The organism is Natrinema hispanicum, from assembly GCF_900111485.1.
Classification (GTDB): domain Archaea; phylum Halobacteriota; class Halobacteria; order Halobacteriales; family Natrialbaceae; genus Natrinema; species Natrinema hispanicum_A.
In genome coordinates, this window is sequence record NZ_FOIC01000008.1 from 89,916 (window position 1) to 107,798 (window position 17,883).

Below are 17,883 nucleotides of genomic sequence, written 5' to 3' on the forward strand. Positions count from 1 at the left end.
CCCCGTCGCGTTCCGTCATCTATGTCTGACAAGAGCCGCGAGCGCGGCGTCGAACTCGGCGATTTACGGGGGAAGCTCCAGGACGAGACGTATCCAATCAGCCGCGACGAGTTACTCGAGGACTACGGCGACGAGGGAATCCAACTGAGCGATACCACGATGACACTCGAGGAGGTCATCGGATCGCTTGGCGAAGATGAGTTCCAAGACTACGGTGAGGTCGAGGGAGCGATCATGAACATGGTTGGCGACGAGGCCATCGGTCGGAAAAACTACAGCGACCGCACACCGCCTGCAATGGGCGAGAAGCGGCAAGACGAGGGTGCACCGGACAATGATGGGTACAGCGAGCAGGAGTCATTCTAGGTGCCGCATCGCCCCAATCCCATCGCGTCGGACGATGGCTGTCGGCCGGCACTCTTAGTCGTCGTCGGCTTCGGTCTGTGCCTGTCGACGCTGTGCGCGTTCGATGAACTCCTGTGGGAGTTCGTCGATCTCGCCGGCTTGCACCCCCCAGAGGTGTGAGTAAAGCCCGTCGTTTGTGAGCAACTCCTCGTGTGTCCCGCGTTCGACGATCTCACCGCCTTCGAGGACGAGGATCCCGTCTGCGTCCTTGATCGTCGAGAGTCGGTGCGCGATGGCGAACGTGGTTCGATCTTCCGCGAGCTCGTCGATCGACCGCTGGATGAGCATCTCGGTCTCGGTGTCGACGTCGCTGGTCGCCTCGTCTAACACGAGGATCGCGGGATCTCTGAGGATCGCACGGGCGATCGAGAGGCGCTGGCGCTGCCCGCCGGAGAGCTTGACGCCGCGTTCGCCGACCTCCGTATCGTAGCCGTCGGGTAAGTTCTGGATGAACTCGTGGGCTTCGGCCATTTTTGCGGCCTCAATCACAGCCTCGCGATCGGCGTCAAAGGTACCGTATTTGATGTTCTCTGCGACGCTGCCATAGAAGAGGAAGGTGTCCTGGCTGACGTAGCCGATCGATTCGCGAAGACTCCGGAGGGTGACGTCTTGGATGTTCTGGCCGTCGATCCGGATCTCGCCCTCGTCGACATCGTACATCCGCAAGAGGAGCTTGAGGACGGTTGACTTGCCGGCACCGGTCGGCCCGACCAGCGCGAGCGTTTCCCCGCCCTCGACACTAAAGTCGATGTTCTCGAGGATCGGCTCTGTCGACTCCGACGTCTGGGTCTCGCGATCGTCATAACTAAACGACACCTCGTTGTACTCGACGCGGCCGTCGGTCACGGTGAGGTCGGGCGCGTCGGGCTCTTCATCGACCCGGTTCGGTTCGTCCATCAATCCGAAGATGCGCGCACTCGAAGCGCGAGCGCGCTGATACATATTGATTATTTGACCGAATTGCGCCATTGGCCAAATAAACCGCTGCGTATAGAGAATGAAGACGACGAACATCCCGGTACTGAGCTCACCCGAGAACGGACCCGGTGGGCCCGAGATGACCCAGAGGCCGCCGACGAGAAATGTGATGACGAAGCCGATCCCCGCGAGCACGCGCAGTCCGGGGAAAAACTTGATCCGCGTCCGAATCGCCCCCCAGTTGGCGTCGAAGTACTCCTGAGAAACGTCCTCGACACGGTCGGATTCGTAGGACTCGGTCGTACTGGATTTGATCACCTGAATCCCGCCGAGGTTGTTCTCGAGCCGGGAGTTGACCGTGCCGACGGTCGAGCGCACCTCGGCGTACTTCGGCTGGATGGTCTGGATGAACAGATACGTGAAGCCGGCGATCAGCGGTACCGGCAGCAAGGCGACCAGCGCGAGCTGCCAGTTAATCGCCAGTAGTAAGCCGCCGATACCCACCACCATCACGAGCAGCCGAAACAGGGAGTTCATCCCGTCGTTCAAGAATTTCTCGAGGCGGTTGACGTCGTTCGAGAGGATCGACATCATCTCGCCGGTCTGTTTGTCGGCAAAAAAGCCCATATCCAGGCGCTGCATCTCGTCGTAGGTGTCGGTCCGGATGTCGTGTTGGATGTTCTGGGCGAACGTGTTGAACCCCCAGTTTCGGGTCCAGTGGAAGATCGCCGAACAAAGGAAGGCACTCGCGATGATCCCGATTGTCAACCAGAACTGGTCGACTCGTCCGGTTGGGACATACGGTTCGATGAGCCCGCCACCTACCGGAAACGCCGCTGCATATGCAATCTCTTGACGGATCACGGCGTCGATTGCGATCCCGAGCATCAGCGGTGGCAACAGATCCAGGACTCGAGCGCCGACGCTCGCGATCACGCCGATGACCGCAGCCCCGACGTAGTTTACGCCGTACTCGAGGAACAGCCGTTTCATCGGGTTCTCGACCTCCGCCCGTTGGTCCTCGAATGGATCGTCCTCGTCTCCGTCGGGGCGATTCATTGCACGGGGCTCAGGGATCGCCAGCAATAAGAATTGCCGACCAATCGAACCAGATCCAGCGTCGGCGGCTGTGGTTCACGCTCGCTTTCGCTGTGGCTTACGCGCTGTCACCGACACCGAGGCTTGTGATGGTCGTCTGATTCGACTCGAGGTCGATGCCGACCTCGTCGCCGACCTCGATCCCGGTCTCGTTCGTGTAACCGCGTGGCACTTCAAGCACCCATTTCCCGCGGCCGGAGTACTCGAGGTCGTTGCCGTCTTCGTTCGGGCCGGGCGCGCGAGCGTGGTGAATCGTCGTGATCTCGCCGTCCGCGCTGATAAAGATGATATCGATGTCGAAATCCATCTCGCGCATCACGTAGGTCAGGTCTTGCTCGCTTCCGTAGATGAACAACATGCCATTACCCGGCTCGAGGGAGTCGTGATTACTTAGTCCGGTGTAGCGTTCCTGAGGATCGTCTGCGACCTCGACGTCGATGACGGCTTTCGGCTCGTCGCTGTCGGCATCGTCGGCGACCCGTACCTCGCCGCTGTCGGGCCCCCACGGCGTCGAGACGAGCCCGGCCTGTACGAGGACGACACCGGCGATCGAGAGGATCGCAATGGCGAGCAGTCCCTTCCCGACGCGCCCGATTGTCATACCCGATAGCTGCACGGCCAGAGAGTAAAGGTTATTCGGACGGACCTACTCGTCTCGGATGCGGGCTCGTGGTCTAGCTGGTCATGACGCGGCCTTTACAAGGCCGAGGTCGGTGGTTCGAACCCGCCCGAGCCCACTTCCTGCTGCGAGCAACGCCGCGAGCAGCAGGTGTGTGATGCGAGCGGCGGTTCGAATAAGAGAAGACGCAGCGCTCGAGCGAATGCGAGAGCGACCGTCTTCGCGTCGTTCGAACCCGCCCGAGCCCAGCTTTGGGGACCAACAGTGGATCACAGACCTGTCTCCGAGGAAACGTTCTCTAGCGCACGTCACGGACAGAAAGTCATACACCGCCGATCTCGCATGGGTCCCCTCGAGTACCCGATTCGGCCGACTGCTCGTCGTCAGTGTTTGAGCCGCGCAACGTTTTCTCGAATCTGGCCGAGGAGGCCGTCTCCCGATCTGGGTTGGAGGGCCGAATGCAGTGTCGAGTTTTCCGGTTCGTCCCCCACGACGACCCGGAGATACGGCTCGAGTTGCTCGAAATTATCCGCGAGGACCACGGTGTGATTGTCCTCGTTGTGCTCGACGACACCCGCGTCGTCCAGCTTCGGGACGTGACACTGGACCGATGAGACGTAGACGCTTTTGTACTCGTTTTTCGCCACCTCCTCCGGTGGCACGTCGTGTTCCCAGCCGGCGACTGTCTCTGCCAGCGTCGACAGCTCGATGGGGTCGTCCTGTCCCCGGAGCGCATAGAGGAGGTACCGTCGCCGCCGGTTCGCCAGTAACTCGAGGATCGTATCGGCATCGAGTTCGGTAGGTTCTTGACTCGAGGTAAGAGGTTCCATAACATGGTATTACCTCCCGGGGCGGAAAAGGGTGTCTTGAATATCCGATAATCCAACAGACGAACGGTAATCCCACATAGACCTCCGTGTATTGTCTCCGTTACTGGTTTTTCAGTACCATACTCAATATATTGGGCCTCGCTGCAGTCTCCTGTAAGCAGCGTGAAACGGCGATCGCGATTCGAAATCCTTTTTTATATCATGGACAGAGATTGAGGCAGGCCGCCTTAGCTCAGACTGGGAGAGCACTCGACTGAAGATCGAGCTGTCCCCGGTTCAAATCCGGGAGGCGGCATACTTTTGCGGCGAGCATGTTCGAGAGTCACAAATCTGCAGCCCGATTGTGATTTTTGAGCCCATTTTTCTGCGAACCAGCGAAAGAGCGGAGTGAGCATTTCTGGGCGGAGGTTATCCGGGAGTCGGTATCCCGAGTTTACGTAATTCTCGCTCGCAACGCGATTGCTCGGCAGACGCTATCAACGTGAAACGTACGCTCGCAGGGTGTCGCCAATCGTCGTCGCGGTCCCGTTTACAGGCGCTGGCCGCGATGCCGTGGGGACGTCACAGCGGTTCGAGACAGTTTCGGCAATACGTAAACGCGGGATCGTTTTCCACACCGCACTGCTGACACGGGAGTCGCTTGCGGTCTCCAGTGGCGTCGTCAGACGCCGTTGGCTCTGCGCCCGTCGTCTCCGTCTCGATATCGTTGTGTCGTCGCTCGGCCTGTCGCTCGAGGCCGTCCCGATAGATGCCTTTGAGCACTGGGATACTGATCCCGATCGCAGCGAGTAAGAGGCCGATGACCACTGCGGCGTAGATCTGTTCGGGAGTGGTCACAAAAGTACTACGGCCGCGGGCTGTTTAGTGCTGTCCACTGGTTGGAGCGCTGAACAGTGCCGGGGCTGGCAAACCGCTCGCGACCGCCAACGACTTTCCCGTTACGTCTCGGTACCCAACCTATGAGCCACAACTCGATCACAAACGAGAGCGAGACGTTCGAGATTGGCGAGACGACTGTTCACCGACTCGGCTTCGGTGCGATGCGACTCTGTGGCGAGAAGATCATCGGCGCGCCCGACGACGAGACGGCTGCACGCGAGGTGGTCCAGCACGCCGTCGACTGTGGTGTCGACTTTATCGACACGGCCGACTCCTACGGCCCGGCGGTCAGCGAGCGGCTGATCGGCGAGGCGATCGGCGATCCTGACGATGTGGTCGTCGCGACCAAAGCAGGCCTGCTGCGCAACGACGCGGGCGACTGGATCGCCCACGGTGATCCGGACTACATTCGCAACCAGGTACTCACCTCACTCGATCGGTTGCGGACTGACTCCATTGACCTCTATCAGTTTCACAAGCCTGACGACGACACGCCATTTGAAGATTCGATCGCGACGTTTGCGGAACTCAAAGACGATGGCTTCGTCGACGCTGTCGGCGTCAGCAACGTCTCGGCCGAACTCCTCGACCGCGCTCGCGAACAGGTCGAGATCGCGACCGTCCAGAACCGGTACAACCTGCACGACCGCGGGAGCCGCGAAGTCCTCGATATCTGTGCCGACGAGGGTATCGGCTTCATCCCGTGGGCACCGATCGACGGCGATGATCTGGCCGCACACGGCGACCTCCTCGACGAGATCGCTGCGGCCCACGACGCGACGCGCCGGCAGATCGCGCTGGCGTGGCTGCTCGAGCGTGCCGATGTCATGCTCCCGATTCCGGGCACGGCCAACCGCGGCCATCTCGAGTCGAACGTTGCTGCCTCACGCTTGTCGCTGTCCGACGCGGAGGTGCGGCGATTGACCGAGGCTGCAGCGTGAGTTGTTGTACCGTCGGCACGTCTCACTCGCCGACGTAGATCGTCTGCAGCCGCGAGCCACAGGACGGACAGCACAGTGTCTGCCATTTCGTTGGATCCAGTCCGCCCATCGTCTTCGTTCGGCGCGCCTCGTCGAACGGGACCGTCTCACCACAGGACTGGCAGTCGAAGGGATCGTCCGTCTTGGTCATCGGCTGAGATAGCGTGTGCACACGTATGGGTGATACTGTCTGGAGGCGGTGGGTTACTGGTGTCCGTGCGTTCCAGACCGGGACTCGGCCCGAACACACGCAAACGGGATGCACCCTCGAGAGCCCAGCGATACCTGACGAGTTCCGTGGCTCGAAGAGCAGTCCACAATAGAACGTCCGGGTGCGAGAATCGAACCACGTCGAGACGTGCTCACTTCGCTGCGCGCGACTCGTCTGGTTCGATCTCGCCTGCCGGCTTTTTCACTCCTCACTTCGGTCGTCGGAAAAGGTCCGGGTGCGAGAATCGAACCCGCGTCTCAGCCTCCACAAGGCTGAAGGATAACCACTACCCCAACCCGGACACGCTTACATCATACCCTACACGCGGTTGGCCTGAAATACGTTACGACTCGAGGATCGCGGTGTGCGACTCCGTACCGCGCGATTTCGATCGCACTCCTCGCGACCGAGACGTTTTTCGGCACACGGCCGGTACCACCGGTAACGCGTGGCCATCACCGACAAGATCTACATCAAGAACCACCGCCAGCTTAGCTCCCAGCTCGAGACGAATATCCCCAAGGGAGCGTTCAAGGGGGCAACGCTCGATATGCTCTTTCAGGGCGAGGGCCTCGAGAAACTCGACGACGCGACCCGTGATCGCGTCCTCGATTTCACGCAGGACTTTCTCGACTGTGATTGTGATAACAACCCCTACTGTGGCTGCCCGGAGCGGAAGTTCATCCAGTACCTGCTCGAGTTGCGTGCACAGGGGCTCGGGCCAGATGCGATCGTCGACGTGATGACCGACGACTACATGGTGTATGCCTATCCGGGCGACGTTCTTTCATTTCTCGACAACGCCGTCCGCACCCTTGAGGCTGCGGAGGGCCTTGCCCGCGTCGACGGCGCAGACGAGGCCCGCGACGAGATCCAGCAGGCAAAACGGGATCTCGCGCGCTGAGTCGCCGCGCGTTCGCACCGTCGGCCGCCGAAACTGCAACTGAGCGCAAAGTTGACCTGTTCGGCCGGTGACTCGTCGCTATGATCGATCGGGAAGGCCGCATTGTCTTCGGCTCGTTGCTGGCGTTCGTGATCGTCGTTGCGTGCTCGGTCGTCCTCGAGCGCCAGACTGGGATCGCGCTCCGCGAGAGACCACTGGTGTCTTTCCTGCTGATCGGCGGTGTTGCCATTGTCCTTCCGCAGCTGTATCTTGCGTGGACGGAGACGGGGGCACGCTCGCGGACGCGACTCCGATTTGCGGCTGTCACCACGGCGGCCTTCGCGGTCGCGTTCGCTGACGATGCAGCGGGCGCGCGCTATCTGCTGCTTTCGACGATCGGCACCGGCGCGCTGCTTGGGCTGCTCTGTTATGAGGCGCTTTCGGGATATCGTGCCGTCAGCGACGATGTCTCGTTTGATCTCCAGAATCGGTGACTCTCGAGTCAGGAGAATCAGCAACTGTTAGGGTAGCCGACCGTCTCGACCCATCCATGACAGATCCCGAGGACCTCGCCGCGCGGGTGCGCGACGGCGACGTTCGCATTCACGAACTCGAGGACCATGCCGACTACGACACCGCGGCCGAGGCACGCCGGCTGATCGTCGAACGCGAGACCGGTGCCGATCTCGAGGCCGTCGGCGACTACTCGTTCCCCGCCGAGCAAGCGGAGCCGAACATCGAGAACATGATCGGTGCGGCACAGGTTCCGATGGGCGTCGTCGGCCCCGTTCCCGTCCACGGGGGTGCAGCCGACGGTGACCACTACCTGCCGCTGGCGACGACCGAGGGCGCGTTGCTGGCATCTGTCAACCGCGGGCTGGGCGTGATCCGCGCGGCCGGCGGCGCAGATGCGCGCGTGACGAAAAACGGGATGACTCGCGCACCGGTCTTCCGAGTTGACGGTGTCGCCGAGGCCGCCGAGACCGTCGAATGGGTCGAGGACAACCTCGAGACGCTCCGTGAGGCCGCCGAGTCGACGACGAGCCACGGCGAACTGCTCGACGTCGAACCCTACGTCGTCGGCGACTCCGTCTACCTGCGCTTTGCCTACGACACCAAGGACGCGATGGGGATGAACATGGCGACGATCGCCACCGGCGAGGCCTGCGAGGTCGTCGAGGCCGAAACGCCTGCCTCGCTGGTCGCGCTGTCGGGCAACCTCTGTTCGGACAAGAAACCCGCCGCGATCAACGCCGTCGAGGGCCGCGGTCGCTCCGTGACTGCCGACGCCGTGATCCCCGGTGAACTCGTCGAAGAGCGGCTTCATACGACCGCCGACGCGATCGCCGAGGCCAACACCCGCAAGAACCTGATCGGCAGCGCTAAAGCGGGCAGTCTGGGGTTCAACGCCCACGCCGCTAACGTCGTCGGCGCGGCGTTCCTCGCGACCGGCCAAGACGAGGCCCAGGTCGTCGAGGGAGCCAACACCATCACCACGATGGACACCCGCGAGCGCGAAGACGGCACCACCGACCTCTATGCCAGCGTCTCGCTTGCCTCCCTCGAGGTTGGGACCGTCGGCGGCGGCACGAAACTGCCCACACAGGCCGAAGCCCTCGAGGTTCTCGGACTGCGCGGCGGTGGCGACCCACCGGGCTCGAACGCTGATGCACTCGCCGAGATCATCGCCGTCGGCGCACTCGCTGGCGAACTCTCCTTGCTCGGCGCGCTGTCGTCGCGACACCTCGCGAGCGCACACGAGGATTTGGGTCGGTAGGCACCCGCCCTGGGTACCCTCTCACTCCATCAGAGTAACCGATACCGCCCACGGCTCTCGCTGACGACCCCACGTCGCGTGAGTTTCTCGAGTGCCTTCTTCACGTACTCGGCTGATACCCCACGCTCGCCCGCGTACGCGACGATCTCGTCTTCGGTCGGCCCCTCAAGGGCCTCGAGTGCCCCCGTTACGATTTCCTGTTTGCTCCCACTACGGGTCGGCCCGCGCGGATCGCGGTCGCCTGCCGCCTCGATCTCGTCGGCATCGAGACCCGCTTCTTCGAGGTACTCCGTCTCGTCGACGACGCCGTCGGCGACATCGGCCTCGAGTTGGGCAAAGGAATCCAGTTTGGCAAAGGCCTCGCCCTCGCCCTGGCGGTTTGCGAGCATGGATGCGCGCACGTCGCGGGCATGGGCGGCGTCGTCGGTCTCGACGAACTTCTTGCGCTTTTCGTAGGCCTTTCGTGCGCCACAGCGGGGACACTGGCTCGTCTCCGATCGCCCCTCGAGGATCCAGAGGTTCGAACACTCGCTACAGCCGACGACGGCGTACATAGCTGCCAGTGGGATGTCCCGGCAGTTCAACCTTCGGCAACCGGAGCGAAAGTGAAACAGGGCTTGCTGTGGGATTTTAGACGGTTGCCCTCGTCTCGAGGCGTATGGAGCGCGTTTCCCTGACCGATAGCGAGCCCTCAGAGGCAGCCGACGGTGTCCACCTGGCGCTGCTTGCCGGCACCGAGTCGATGAACGTCCAGCACTTCGAGATCGAACCGGGCGCGGTCGTCGAGGAACACAGCCATCCCCACGAACAGACCGGCTTCATTTGTGAGGGTGAGGTGACCTTCCTCGTCGATGGCGAGGCGGTCGTTTGTGGCCCCGGCGACTCCTACGCGATCCCGGGTGAGCAGCCTCACGCGGCCGAAAACCGCGGCGACGAGACGGTTCGCGGTGTCGACATCTTCAGCCCGCCACGGGAGAACCCGAGCTGGCAGGAGTAGCCCTACCGACTGTCGTGTCTGTTGACTACCACCATTTGATACCACGAGGTTATATCACTGGGTTCGCAAGATACTCCCATGGCAACTGAACAGCGGTCGGTGGGACGCGGATGGATCGGAACGGCGCTCGAGCGACTCGGGCCAACGTGGCTCGCCGGCGCGATCGCGGCGGGGCCGGCGACGATGGGCAGTCTGCTGGTCGCCGGCGCGAGCTTCGGCTATGCCCTACTTTGGGTCGTCGTCTGTTCGGCGGTGTTGGGTGCTGTCGGGCAGTATCTCGCCATGCGATTGGGACTACTCACTGAGGCGGGAATCGTCTCGGTCGTCGAACGCCATCTGGGATCGACCTGGGCCTGGGTGCTCGTCGTCGACGTCGTGTTGGCCGCCGGCTTGGCGCAGGTAATCATCATGAAAACGTTAGCCGAGGTCAGCGCGACGATGGTTGCCAGTGCAGGCGTCGACGTCGCCGTCTTGGCCGATCCACGCCTCTGGGGTGTTACGTGGGCCGTGATCCTCGCGCTGGGACTCGCCGGCGGGGGCTACCGGGTTGCGGAACTCGGGGCTAAGGTGCTCGTCTCGATGGTCGTCGTCGCGTTCGTTGCAGCCGCGTTCATCGTCCCAATCGACCCCACTGCCGCGGTGGGCGGACTGGTGCCGGCGATTCCCGCAGGCGTCGATGGCGCACTCGTCGCCGCGGGCATTCTCGGCGGTGCGGTCCACATCACGCTGCTGACGATGCAAAGCTACACGATGCGCGCCCGCGGCTGGACCGTCCGTGACGCCGACACCGCGATCGTCGACATCGTGAGTTCGATGCTGGGCGCGTTCGGGGTTTTCAGCCTCGCAGTCTTTCTCGTCGCGGCGAGCGTCCTCCCGGCGGCCGGCGTCGATCCCGCGACGATCGACGGGATCAGCGCCGCCCAGACCCTCGGCCCGGTCGCCGGCGAGTATGCGACCTGGGTGTTCCTCGCGGGCCTCCTCGGTGCGGCAGTCTCGACACTCGGCGGGAACACGATCGTTCCACCGTATCTGCTCGCTGACAAACTCGGCTGGGAGCAGTCGACAGACGACAACCGATATCGCGCCGCCGTCGCCGGCGTCGCACTCATCTCCGCTGTCGGTGCGTTTCTCGGCGGCGCGTTCTTCCAGTTGCTCGTGCTCACGCTGGCCTTTGGCCTCGTCGGGACCCCCTTTGCCATCGCCGTTATCCTCATACTGCTGAACGATCCCGACGTCGTCCCGACGACGAACTCCCGTGTGGCGAACCTCGGTGGATTCGTACTCTTTGCCGTCGCCGCCATGCTCGCAGGTGAGTTCGTCCGCGGGGAACTCGAGACGATCTCTGACCCGCTCTCGGCGTTCGTCGTCGCCTTCGCGGTCGCGATGGCCCTGGCACTCCTCGGACTGGCGGGACGATACGTCCGCGATCGGGTCAGCGGGGTCTAACCCGGACGTCGTCACTGCCGGGGCGAAATCGAACCGTCACGGAAGCGCGGTTACCACACCGAAAAAGACGAGCAGCCCGAGTCCGGTAACGAGGGCCGCGATCCCGAGCGGAACGAGTATTCGGCCAGCTTGCCATATCGCGGCGATCATGGCTGCCATCGCCTTTGTTGGGGTCTGTATAGCTGACATGTGGTAGTGTCTACCATATCGGAGACCTTGAAAGTCAGTCAGACGAGTGACAGACGCCACGTCTCAGCGCCGCTCGAGTGTCGCACGGCTCACTCGAGCGACTTCCGCATCTCGACGTGGGGAATGCCGGCCTCCTCGAACTCTGCACCGCGGCGCTCGTAGCCGAGGGTGCGATAGAAGTCGGCCGCCTGCGTCTGTGAGTGGAGTGTCAGTGTGTCGAATCCGATTGCCTCGGCTTGCTTCTCGAGTCGCTCCATCAGTGCACGACCGATGCCAGCGTTGCGTCGTGATGTGCGGACGGCGACGCGTTCGACCTTGCCGATATCGTCCTCGTACTCGCGAAGCCGTGCCGCGCCGATTGGTTCGTCGCCGTCGTACGCAACGAAGTGGGTCGCCGTCTCGTCGTGTGTGTCGTACTCCAGTTCTTCGTCGACATCCTGCTCCTCGACGAACACCGTATGACGGACTGCAAAGGCGTCTTCCCGTTTTACTTCGGAATCGGCGACGTGCACCTCGACCATCGCAAACACGTACGACGTAGTTTGCCGAGAGCGTTTCGCCACGGTTCGATTCTGGTCAGTATCGCGTCTGAAAGTGGCGGACCGCGTCGAAGAACTCCCGTCGCTTGCGCTCGAGGAAAATAAAATGCGTGCCGCCCGTGATCTCTACGTACCGTTTCTGATGGTCGGTCGAACCTACAGCATCGTACAACTGCAGTGCACCTTCGCGGGAAATGATCCCATCGCTCGAGCCACGAATCACGAGCGTTGGATCGTCGATATGTGTCGGGTGATACGTCTGCTCTTGGCGTACGAGCGGGGCAATGATCGTCTCTGGGCTATCATCGATCGCCTGGTTCGTATCGAAAATCGCCTTCCAGACTGCAGCCTGCACTGCCGTGGCAGTGAACTCGTCGCCACCGATCCAGTCATCGGTGTCAGCGCCATCGGGGACCTCCGCGTTCCATCTTGTAATGAACTCATCACGGACTTGTGATAAATACGCCGGGCCTTTGGGATCCGCACCGACCTCAAGTGTGTCGAACGAGCCGCCGGCGAGGGTGACTGTCGCGTAGTTGGGTTCACCGAGCGTGTACACCGCACGGCCGCGCCACGTCCCTCCCGAGAGGCCCACGTAGTGTATGCGATCGAAGCCGCGTTCCTCGCGCAGCCACCGCGTCACCGCGAGGAGATCGAGCGCTTCGCGTTCAAACGACAGTGGTGGCGTATTCACCTTTGGTGGCTGTCTGTACTCGCGCGGGAGTTCGGTGTCACCGTAGCCACGCATGTCCGGTGCGAACGTCGCCTGCCCCTGTGCCGCAGCGTACCGCAGCCAGCCGAACTCCTCGGTGAGGGGTGGGTCGAACATCGACACGCCGCCGTAAGTCATTCCGTGAACGAAGAGCACGGCTTCGTCCGGATCGTCGACGGTCGTCCGCTCCCAGACCCGAAGTTGATGGCCATCGTTCATGGTCAGATCGTGGGCGGCCGGCTTCCATGCTGTTGATTTCGGCGGTTCGTTCCGCTGTTCGTCCACCGTCGCAGCTACGGTGGTCGTTCCGATAACTGTCGTCCCGACTGATCCTGCGAGAAACGACCGTCTCGACGCCGATGGCTGGTATTTGTCCACCATATATCAGCGTACTAACTTCAATAGCACAACAAATAACCATAGCTAATTGGTTCGAGAACAATATACTTGACTTCTGGAACAGTCTTGCGCAAGAGAAAACGCGGTCGAGGCCGTGTCGACAGTGTTATCCCCAGCACGTCTCACGAGTCCCATTCCGACTGTAACGTCGTCCTCGATGTCGTGTGCAGTCACACAGACAACTCGGTTTCACGCTTGTGTTTCAGTTTCGAACGTGATACGTTCACGACACACAGCCATTTCGTCTCGAGGACCCGCGACGGTCGTCTCGATTGATACGGACTCCTGTCAGTCAGTGCCGGTGAGTCCGCGACCCGCAGCGGTCCCACCGGTACATCGGTACAGCAGACCGTATGAGGCAATGAGGGCAGGCTGTCGGAAGAGTGGATCACTCACTGTCAGTGATGCCGATAACAAAAGAATGCGAGAGTGAAAACCGTCTATGACAGTCTCGGTATCTGCTCAGCGTGAGCAGATCGTCCGAGATGTCCGCGCCAGCTTGCGTCTCGATATTCTCACGGCAAAGCCATGAGAGGACGAAACGCTCGCGTTATGCGAGCTTTTCGATATTGTCGACGACTTCGTCTGCGAACTCGCTGGTGGCGAGCTTCTCGGCGTCCTCGAGCTGGCGCTCGAGGTCGTAGGTGACCTTGCCCGAGGAGATGGTCTCCTCGACGGCGTCGCGGACGAGGTCGGCGGCGTCGTCCCAGCCCATGTACTCGAGCATCATGCGGCCCGAGAGGATCATGGCGGTCGGGTTGACCTTGTCCTGACCCTCGTACTTGGGTGCGGAGCCGTGGACGGGTTCGGCGAGCATCAGGCCGTCGCCGAAGTTCGCGCCGGGCGCGATGCCGAGACCACCGATCTGGGCACCACAGGCGTCGGACATGTAGTCACCGTTCAAGTTCATCGTCGCGACGACGTCGTACTCGTCGGTGCGGGTGAGGATCTGCTGGAGCATGTTGTCGGCGATGCGGTCGTTGACGACAACAGCGTCGTCCGGCGCTTCGCCGTCTTTCTCCTCCCAGAGAGTGTCCTCGGTGATGACCTCGTCACCGTATTCCTCTTCTGCGACCTCGTAGCCCCAGTCGCGGAACTGCCCCTCGGTGAACTTCATGATGTTACCCTTGTGGACGAGGGTCACGGAGTCGCGGTCGTTCTCGAGGGCGTAGTCGATAGCCTCACGGACGAGTCGCTTCGTTCCGAACTCCGTGATCGGCTTGACACCGATGCCGACGGGACCGTCGTGGATGACGCCCGTTGCGCCCATCTCGTCTTCGACGAACTCCTTGACCTGCTCGACTTCGTCGGTTCCGGCTTCCCACTCGATGCCGGCGTAGACGTCTTCCGTGTTCTCTCGGAAGGTGATCATGTCCATCTGACCCGGCTCCTTGACGGGCGACGGGACGCCGTCGAGGTGGTAGGTCGGGCGGACGTTCGCGTAGAGGTCGAGTTTCTTGCGCAGGCCGACGTTCAGCGAACGGAAGCCGGCACCGACGGGCGTCGTCAGCGGGCCCTTGATGGCGATGCGGTGTTCCTTGATCGCCTCGACGGTCTCCTCGGGGAGGTTCTCGTCGTATTTCTCGCGGGCGGACTCGCCAGCGTACAGGCGCATCCAGTTGATTTCGCGACCGGTCGCGTCCGCGGCAGCCTCGAGCACTTTCTGTGCGGCAGGGCCGACGTCGCTTCCGACACCGTCACCGTAGATGATCGGGATGATCGGGTTGTCCGGCACTTCGAGCTCGTCTTCGGTTCCTTCCTTCAGCGTGATCTTCTCCCCGTCCTCGGGGACGTCGATCTTGTCGTAGCTCATCTCGTCTGTACGGTTCGCCGACGGGGGTAAAAGGTCTACCATTTCTGTCTCCGACTGGCAAAACCTGCCCGATCTTTACACGAGATGTATTTCTTGAAAATGCCGAAAACGAGGGTCTGAGGGGTCGAGCCCTCAGAAATAGGATGGTAAATAATGTAGAATGCCGTTAAATGAAGGGGCTACGTAACTGCCGTTTTATATTACTCATACGGATACGTTGTTCGGTGACACCTGAAACTGGTTACACACTGATCGCACTGTCTCGTGCGATCAGGTGCACTGATTGTCAATGGCTCCTCCAACTGCCGCTTCGAGACCGCTCGAGCGACCCGCCGGGAGCGTTCGTGCCTGAGTGCGGTCCCGTGGCGACAGTTGGTGGCTCGACCCGGCGTCTGTGACGACGTGCTCGGTTCGTGGCGTCTCTCACGCCATCATACTCGAGGCGTGCATCCGGTATAACCCGTGGCGACCGTTTCATCGAGCGGCAGGATACTATACTGCATTACTCCTGTAACAGTGGAGCGCGACACCGTTCGCTCCCCGCTCGCGTCCGGTCGCGGTGGCCACACGGGCGACAACGCGGTGGCAGGCCGTCCGACGAGGAGACGGAACCTCTTTTTGTCGACCGAACCAACCCCGGTGCATGGCCGAATCCGAGGTCGACCTCGAGTCAGAGCAGTACGAGAAACACCGCGAGGCGGGCGAAATCCTCGCACAGGTACGCGAGGAGGCAGCCGACCGTGTCGAGGTCGGTGCAAGCCAACTCGAGGTCGCCGAGTGGGCCGAAGACCGCATTCGGGAACTCGGCGGCCAGCCCGCGTTCCCCGTCAACATCTCCGTCGACGAGGAGGCGGCCCACGCAACCCCGTCGATCGGCGACGAGACGACCTTCGGCGAGGAGATGGTTAATCTGGACATCGGCGTGCACGTCGACGGCTGGCTGGCTGACACCGCCGTCACCGTCGACCTGTCGGGCACTCCCGAGCTCGCGGAGGCCTCCGAGCAGGCACTCGAGGCTGCCCTCGAGATCGTCGAACCAGGTGTCGAGACCGGCGAAATCGGCGCGGAGATCGAGGGCGTGATCGACGGCTACGGCTACAATCCCGTCGTCAACCTCACGGGCCACGGACTGGGTCACTGGGAACAACACACCAGTCCGAACATTCCCAACCGAGCCGTCTCGCAGGGGACGACACTCGAGGTCGGCGACGTCGTCGCGATCGAGCCGTTCGCGACCGACGGCGGCGGCAAGGTCACGGAAGGCGCAAGCGAGGAGATCTTCTCGCTCCAGCGCGAGGGAACGGTCCGCAACCGCCAGGCCCGCGACGCGCTCGAACAGATCACAGAGGAGTTCCGGACGCTGCCGTTTGCGACGCGCTGGCTCGAGACGGATCGCCCGGAGATGGCACTGCGTCGACTCAAGCGAAACGACATCGTCCACGGCTACCCTGTTCTCAAGGAAGACGACGGCTCCCTCGTCAGTCAGAAAGAACATACGATTATCGTCACTGAGGATGGCTGCGAAGTGACGACGAAGTAAGGACGAATCGATCGGTTATCGGCATCGGTAATCGTCGCAGTGAGACGGGAGACACCACGGAGGAAGCGACGAACCCGGGAGACCAAGCAACGGCCGCTGGTGGTCGAACCGTGAGAGGCAGTTAGGCGTTGTTCATCCGCTGACTCGTGCGGTTTCCACACCGCTGACACTCGGCTACGCGGTAGGGCTCGCGAGAGAACTGCGCGTTCTCTTTCTTGAGACTCTCGGTTCGGAGCTGAACGGACACTTCATGGAGAGTTTCGAGATCGCATTCATCGCAGTACTCAGTCATCCCATTAACGGAATCGTCAGTCGTTGCCATTGTCATATTACCTGCCGTAGCATTATCTTAAAACCCTGCTTTATTTTGTCGTGCGAAACACAAAAATCGCAAGACGGCGGCACCATCGCCGAAAATCCTCGTCGAACGCTCGAACCGTTTACGAGAACCGCGCGTTCGTTCAAGACCTAGTTGTAGTCATCTATCCCACCGATCCAGGGTGTATCGAACTGCTTGAGCAGGCAGCCAGGCTGAAACCCTTTAAGACCTCATCGAGAGACCAGTAGTATGGAGCAGGTGTTTGCACCATGGCGTATCGAGTGGATCAGACGTGAGGACAAAAACGCGGAGATCGAGGACTGTGTCTTCTGTGAACTGCCCGAGCAGGACACCGACCGGGAGAACCTGATCGTCGCGCGAAGCGACCACGCCTTCGTCATGCTGAACAACTACCCGTACAATCCGGGTCACACCATGGTGATCCCTCACGTACACACCGGCGAGTATGCAGCGCTTGAAGACGAGATGCTCCTCGATCATGCCCGCTTGAAACAGCGAACCTTCGATGCACTCGAGGCTGCACTCGAGCCAGACGGCTTCAATGCCGGCTTGAACCTCGGAAACGGGGCTGGTGGCTCGATCGATGACCATCTGCACACTCATGTCGTCCCACGCTGGCAGGGGGACACCAACTTCATGCCTGTGCTAAGCGATACCACAGTAATCGTCGAAGCGCTCGAGGCGACGTACGAGCACGTCCACGAGGCGTTTGCCACACAGGAGGGAACGACTGTTCCCGACGCGGACAGCGCAGTCGTCATCGAGTAGCGGCGTTCGTCGACGGGTCGTCGCAGACAAACATCTGGCACGCAGTGCCGGCGCGACTGCGGGGTGCCTTGCGATCGCGCCGGGGCTCGAAACCGCCATCACCAACTGGAATCGTCCGAACGAACGTGACCGTCAGGGTTCGCAGTACAGCGTCTTGCCATTCCGGATACACTCGATCCGGAGCGGCTCGTCGTAGGTCACAGACACGTGGTCGGCCGACCGGACGTAGACAGCGGGTGTCTCGCCGGACTGACGGTTGAGATTGGTGAGCAGGCCGGATTCGTGGAGTCGGTCGACTTTTCGATAGGCCGTCGAGAGCGGGAGATCGTGTTCCGCCGCCAGCTCGCGGACCGTCGTCGGCTCGTCAGCGGACAGGAACATGGCCCGCGCGTCATCGTCACTCAGCAAGTCGATGATCTGGCCGGGATTGCACCCGAGTTCATCGTCCCGCTGGGCGCGCGTACACGGTGAGAGCTGCCTGGCTGTCTCGCTCATGCACGATCGGTCGCCGCGGGGCTGTTTATCTGCGGTTTCAATTCC

At 61.6% G+C, this 17,883-nt stretch carries 20 protein-coding genes and 3 tRNA genes; 11 read left to right on the forward strand and 12 right to left on the reverse strand.

Translation table 11 applies throughout. The features are described from left to right. Positions 1–21: 21 nt before the first annotated feature. Positions 22–366, forward strand: coding sequence for a DUF5789 family protein (locus BSG09_RS09795; protein WP_092932580.1), 345 nt, complete (start codon positions 22–24; stop codon positions 364–366). Positions 367–420: 54 nt separating this feature from the next. Here BSG09_RS09795 and BSG09_RS09800 read toward each other — a convergent pair whose 3' ends face one another. Both BSG09_RS09800 and BSG09_RS09805 read right to left on the reverse strand, forming a co-directional pair. Beyond that, positions 421–2,382 carry an ABC transporter ATP-binding protein gene (locus BSG09_RS09800; protein ID WP_092932582.1) on the reverse strand — a complete coding sequence of 654 codons (1,962 nt, stop codon included), beginning with the start codon at positions 2,380–2,382 and terminating at the stop codon, positions 421–423. 97 nt (positions 2,383–2,479) lie between these two features. After that, the gene (locus tag BSG09_RS09805) at positions 2,480–3,022 is read right to left on the reverse strand and encodes a DUF192 domain-containing protein (RefSeq protein WP_092932584.1); all 543 of its coding nucleotides are present in this window, start codon (positions 3,020–3,022) and stop codon (positions 2,480–2,482) included. 62 nt (positions 3,023–3,084) lie between these two features. Here BSG09_RS09805 and BSG09_RS09810 point away from each other — a divergent pair. Further along, a tRNA-Val gene (locus BSG09_RS09810) sits at positions 3,085–3,158 on the forward strand. A gap of 265 nt (positions 3,159–3,423) precedes the next feature. Here the strand turns inward: BSG09_RS09810 and BSG09_RS09815 are convergent. Next, positions 3,424–3,870, reverse strand: coding sequence for a DUF7344 domain-containing protein (locus tag BSG09_RS09815; protein WP_092932586.1), 447 nt, complete (start codon positions 3,868–3,870; stop codon positions 3,424–3,426). A gap of 221 nt (positions 3,871–4,091) precedes the next feature. On the opposite strand from BSG09_RS09815, the gene BSG09_RS09820 reads away from it, so the two are divergent. Continuing rightward, positions 4,092–4,165 (forward strand) — tRNA-Phe (locus tag BSG09_RS09820). A gap of 266 nt (positions 4,166–4,431) precedes the next feature. Here BSG09_RS09820 and BSG09_RS09825 read toward each other — a convergent pair. Next, entirely contained in the window at positions 4,432–4,707 is a 276-nt protein-coding gene (locus BSG09_RS09825) for a DUF7577 domain-containing protein (protein WP_092932588.1), read from the reverse strand. 122 nt (positions 4,708–4,829) lie between these two features. Here BSG09_RS09825 and BSG09_RS09830 point away from each other — a divergent pair, with 122 nt between their 5' ends. After that, complete coding sequence (locus BSG09_RS09830; RefSeq protein WP_092932590.1) at positions 4,830–5,690, forward strand: aldo/keto reductase; 861 nt, start codon at positions 4,830–4,832, stop codon at positions 5,688–5,690. 22 nt (positions 5,691–5,712) lie between these two features. Here the strand turns inward: BSG09_RS09830 and BSG09_RS20800 are convergent, their stop codons facing one another. Next, positions 5,713–5,880: a hypothetical protein gene (locus BSG09_RS20800; RefSeq protein ID WP_175542185.1), complete on the reverse strand. Its 168-nt coding sequence runs from the start codon at positions 5,878–5,880 to the stop codon at positions 5,713–5,715. Between the two features lie 289 nt (positions 5,881–6,169). Then, positions 6,170–6,241, reverse strand: a tRNA-His gene (locus BSG09_RS09835). Positions 6,242–6,388: 147 nt separating this feature from the next. On the opposite strand from BSG09_RS09835, the gene BSG09_RS09840 reads away from it, so the two are divergent. The 3 genes from BSG09_RS09840 (at position 6,389) to hmgA (ending at position 8,600) form a co-directional block, all read left to right on the forward strand. After that, a complete protein-coding gene (locus BSG09_RS09840) occupies positions 6,389–6,844 on the forward strand; it encodes a DUF5814 domain-containing protein (RefSeq protein WP_092932592.1) in 456 nt (151 codons plus the stop codon). An 80-nt stretch (positions 6,845–6,924) separates the two neighbouring features. Then, positions 6,925–7,317 carry a hypothetical protein gene (locus BSG09_RS09845; RefSeq protein ID WP_092932594.1) on the forward strand — a complete coding sequence of 131 codons (393 nt, stop codon included), beginning with the start codon at positions 6,925–6,927 and terminating at the stop codon, positions 7,315–7,317. Positions 7,318–7,373: 56 nt separating this feature from the next. Further along, positions 7,374–8,600 (forward strand): hydroxymethylglutaryl-CoA reductase (NADPH), encoded by a 1,227-nt coding sequence (hmgA, locus tag BSG09_RS09850; RefSeq protein WP_092932596.1) that lies wholly within the window; start codon positions 7,374–7,376, stop codon positions 8,598–8,600. 29 nt (positions 8,601–8,629) lie between these two features. On the opposite strand, the gene BSG09_RS09855 is transcribed toward hmgA, so the two are convergent. Then, a complete protein-coding gene (locus tag BSG09_RS09855) occupies positions 8,630–9,154 on the reverse strand; it encodes a DUF5817 domain-containing protein (RefSeq protein ID WP_092932598.1) in 525 nt (174 codons plus the stop codon). Positions 9,155–9,258: 104 nt separating this feature from the next. Between BSG09_RS09855 and BSG09_RS09860 the strand changes: the two genes are divergently transcribed. Together BSG09_RS09860 and BSG09_RS09865 are read left to right on the forward strand one after the other, a co-directional pair. Beyond that, entirely contained in the window at positions 9,259–9,597 is a 339-nt protein-coding gene (locus BSG09_RS09860; protein ID WP_092932600.1) for a cupin domain-containing protein, read from the forward strand. A 78-nt stretch (positions 9,598–9,675) separates the two neighbouring features. Then, the gene (locus BSG09_RS09865) at positions 9,676–11,043 is read left to right on the forward strand and encodes an NRAMP family divalent metal transporter (RefSeq protein WP_092932602.1); all 1,368 of its coding nucleotides are present in this window, start codon (positions 9,676–9,678) and stop codon (positions 11,041–11,043) included. A gap of 278 nt (positions 11,044–11,321) precedes the next feature. Here the strand turns inward: BSG09_RS09865 and BSG09_RS09870 are convergent, their stop codons facing one another. The 3 genes from BSG09_RS09870 to icd all read right to left on the reverse strand — a co-directional run bounded on the left by BSG09_RS09870 (position 11,322) and on the right by icd (position 14,695). Then, a complete protein-coding gene (locus BSG09_RS09870) occupies positions 11,322–11,753 on the reverse strand; it encodes a GNAT family N-acetyltransferase (RefSeq protein ID WP_092932604.1) in 432 nt (143 codons plus the stop codon). A 55-nt stretch (positions 11,754–11,808) separates the two neighbouring features. Further along, positions 11,809–12,768, reverse strand: coding sequence for an alpha/beta hydrolase (locus tag BSG09_RS09875; RefSeq protein WP_223174713.1), 960 nt, complete (start codon positions 12,766–12,768; stop codon positions 11,809–11,811). 664 nt (positions 12,769–13,432) lie between these two features. Continuing rightward, on the reverse strand, positions 13,433–14,695 hold the full coding sequence (gene icd / locus BSG09_RS09880) for an isocitrate dehydrogenase (NADP(+)) (protein WP_092932608.1): 1,263 nt from the start codon (positions 14,693–14,695) through the stop codon (positions 13,433–13,435). 643 nt (positions 14,696–15,338) lie between these two features. Here icd and map point away from each other — a divergent pair. Further along, positions 15,339–16,235 (forward strand): type II methionyl aminopeptidase, encoded by an 897-nt coding sequence (gene map, locus BSG09_RS09885; RefSeq protein WP_092932610.1) that lies wholly within the window; start codon positions 15,339–15,341, stop codon positions 16,233–16,235. Between the two features lie 121 nt (positions 16,236–16,356). Here the strand turns inward: map and BSG09_RS09890 are convergent, their stop codons facing one another. Continuing rightward, positions 16,357–16,557: a DUF7835 family putative zinc beta-ribbon protein gene (locus BSG09_RS09890; protein WP_008008912.1), complete on the reverse strand. Its 201-nt coding sequence runs from the start codon at positions 16,555–16,557 to the stop codon at positions 16,357–16,359. 246 nt (positions 16,558–16,803) lie between these two features. Here BSG09_RS09890 and BSG09_RS09895 point away from each other — a divergent pair, with 246 nt between their 5' ends. Beyond that, positions 16,804–17,343, forward strand: a complete 540-nt coding sequence (locus BSG09_RS09895) for an HIT family protein (RefSeq protein ID WP_092932612.1) — start codon at positions 16,804–16,806, stop codon at positions 17,341–17,343. Between the two features lie 132 nt (positions 17,344–17,475). On the opposite strand, the gene BSG09_RS09900 is transcribed toward BSG09_RS09895, so the two are convergent. Continuing rightward, complete coding sequence (locus tag BSG09_RS09900) at positions 17,476–17,838, reverse strand: winged helix-turn-helix domain-containing protein (protein ID WP_092932614.1); 363 nt, start codon at positions 17,836–17,838, stop codon at positions 17,476–17,478. Between the last annotated feature and the right edge of the window lie 45 nt (positions 17,839–17,883).

What these genes read in the sequence shown, in the direction of transcription:
- BSG09_RS09795 (WP_092932580.1), top strand. Translation starts at nt 22, where the DNA reads ATGTCTGACAAGAGCCGCGAGCGCGGCGTCGAACTCGGCGATTTACGG.
- BSG09_RS09800 (WP_092932582.1), bottom strand. Translation starts at nt 2,382, where the DNA reads ATGAATCGCCCCGACGGAGACGAGGACGATCCATTCGAGGACCAACGG.
- BSG09_RS09805 (WP_092932584.1), bottom strand. Translation starts at nt 3,022, where the DNA reads ATGACAATCGGGCGCGTCGGGAAGGGACTGCTCGCCATTGCGATCCTC.
- BSG09_RS09815 (WP_092932586.1), bottom strand. Translation starts at nt 3,870, where the DNA reads ATGGAACCTCTTACCTCGAGTCAAGAACCTACCGAACTCGATGCCGAT.
- BSG09_RS09830 (WP_092932590.1), top strand. Translation starts at nt 4,830, where the DNA reads ATGAGCCACAACTCGATCACAAACGAGAGCGAGACGTTCGAGATTGGC.
- BSG09_RS20800 (WP_175542185.1), bottom strand. Translation starts at nt 5,880, where the DNA reads ATGACCAAGACGGACGATCCCTTCGACTGCCAGTCCTGTGGTGAGACG.
- BSG09_RS09845 (WP_092932594.1), top strand. Translation starts at nt 6,925, where the DNA reads ATGATCGATCGGGAAGGCCGCATTGTCTTCGGCTCGTTGCTGGCGTTC.
- hmgA (WP_092932596.1), top strand. Translation starts at nt 7,374, where the DNA reads ATGACAGATCCCGAGGACCTCGCCGCGCGGGTGCGCGACGGCGACGTT.
- BSG09_RS09855 (WP_092932598.1), bottom strand. Translation starts at nt 9,154, where the DNA reads ATGTACGCCGTCGTCGGCTGTAGCGAGTGTTCGAACCTCTGGATCCTC.
- BSG09_RS09860 (WP_092932600.1), top strand. Translation starts at nt 9,259, where the DNA reads ATGGAGCGCGTTTCCCTGACCGATAGCGAGCCCTCAGAGGCAGCCGAC.
- BSG09_RS09865 (WP_092932602.1), top strand. Translation starts at nt 9,676, where the DNA reads ATGGCAACTGAACAGCGGTCGGTGGGACGCGGATGGATCGGAACGGCG.
- BSG09_RS09870 (WP_092932604.1), bottom strand. Translation starts at nt 11,753, where the DNA reads ATGGTCGAGGTGCACGTCGCCGATTCCGAAGTAAAACGGGAAGACGCC.
- icd (WP_092932608.1), bottom strand. Translation starts at nt 14,695, where the DNA reads ATGAGCTACGACAAGATCGACGTCCCCGAGGACGGGGAGAAGATCACG.
- map (WP_092932610.1), top strand. Translation starts at nt 15,339, where the DNA reads ATGGCCGAATCCGAGGTCGACCTCGAGTCAGAGCAGTACGAGAAACAC.
- BSG09_RS09890 (WP_008008912.1), bottom strand. Translation starts at nt 16,557, where the DNA reads ATGGCAACGACTGACGATTCCGTTAATGGGATGACTGAGTACTGCGAT.
- BSG09_RS09895 (WP_092932612.1), top strand. Translation starts at nt 16,804, where the DNA reads ATGGAGCAGGTGTTTGCACCATGGCGTATCGAGTGGATCAGACGTGAG.
- BSG09_RS09900 (WP_092932614.1), bottom strand. Translation starts at nt 17,838, where the DNA reads ATGAGCGAGACAGCCAGGCAGCTCTCACCGTGTACGCGCGCCCAGCGG.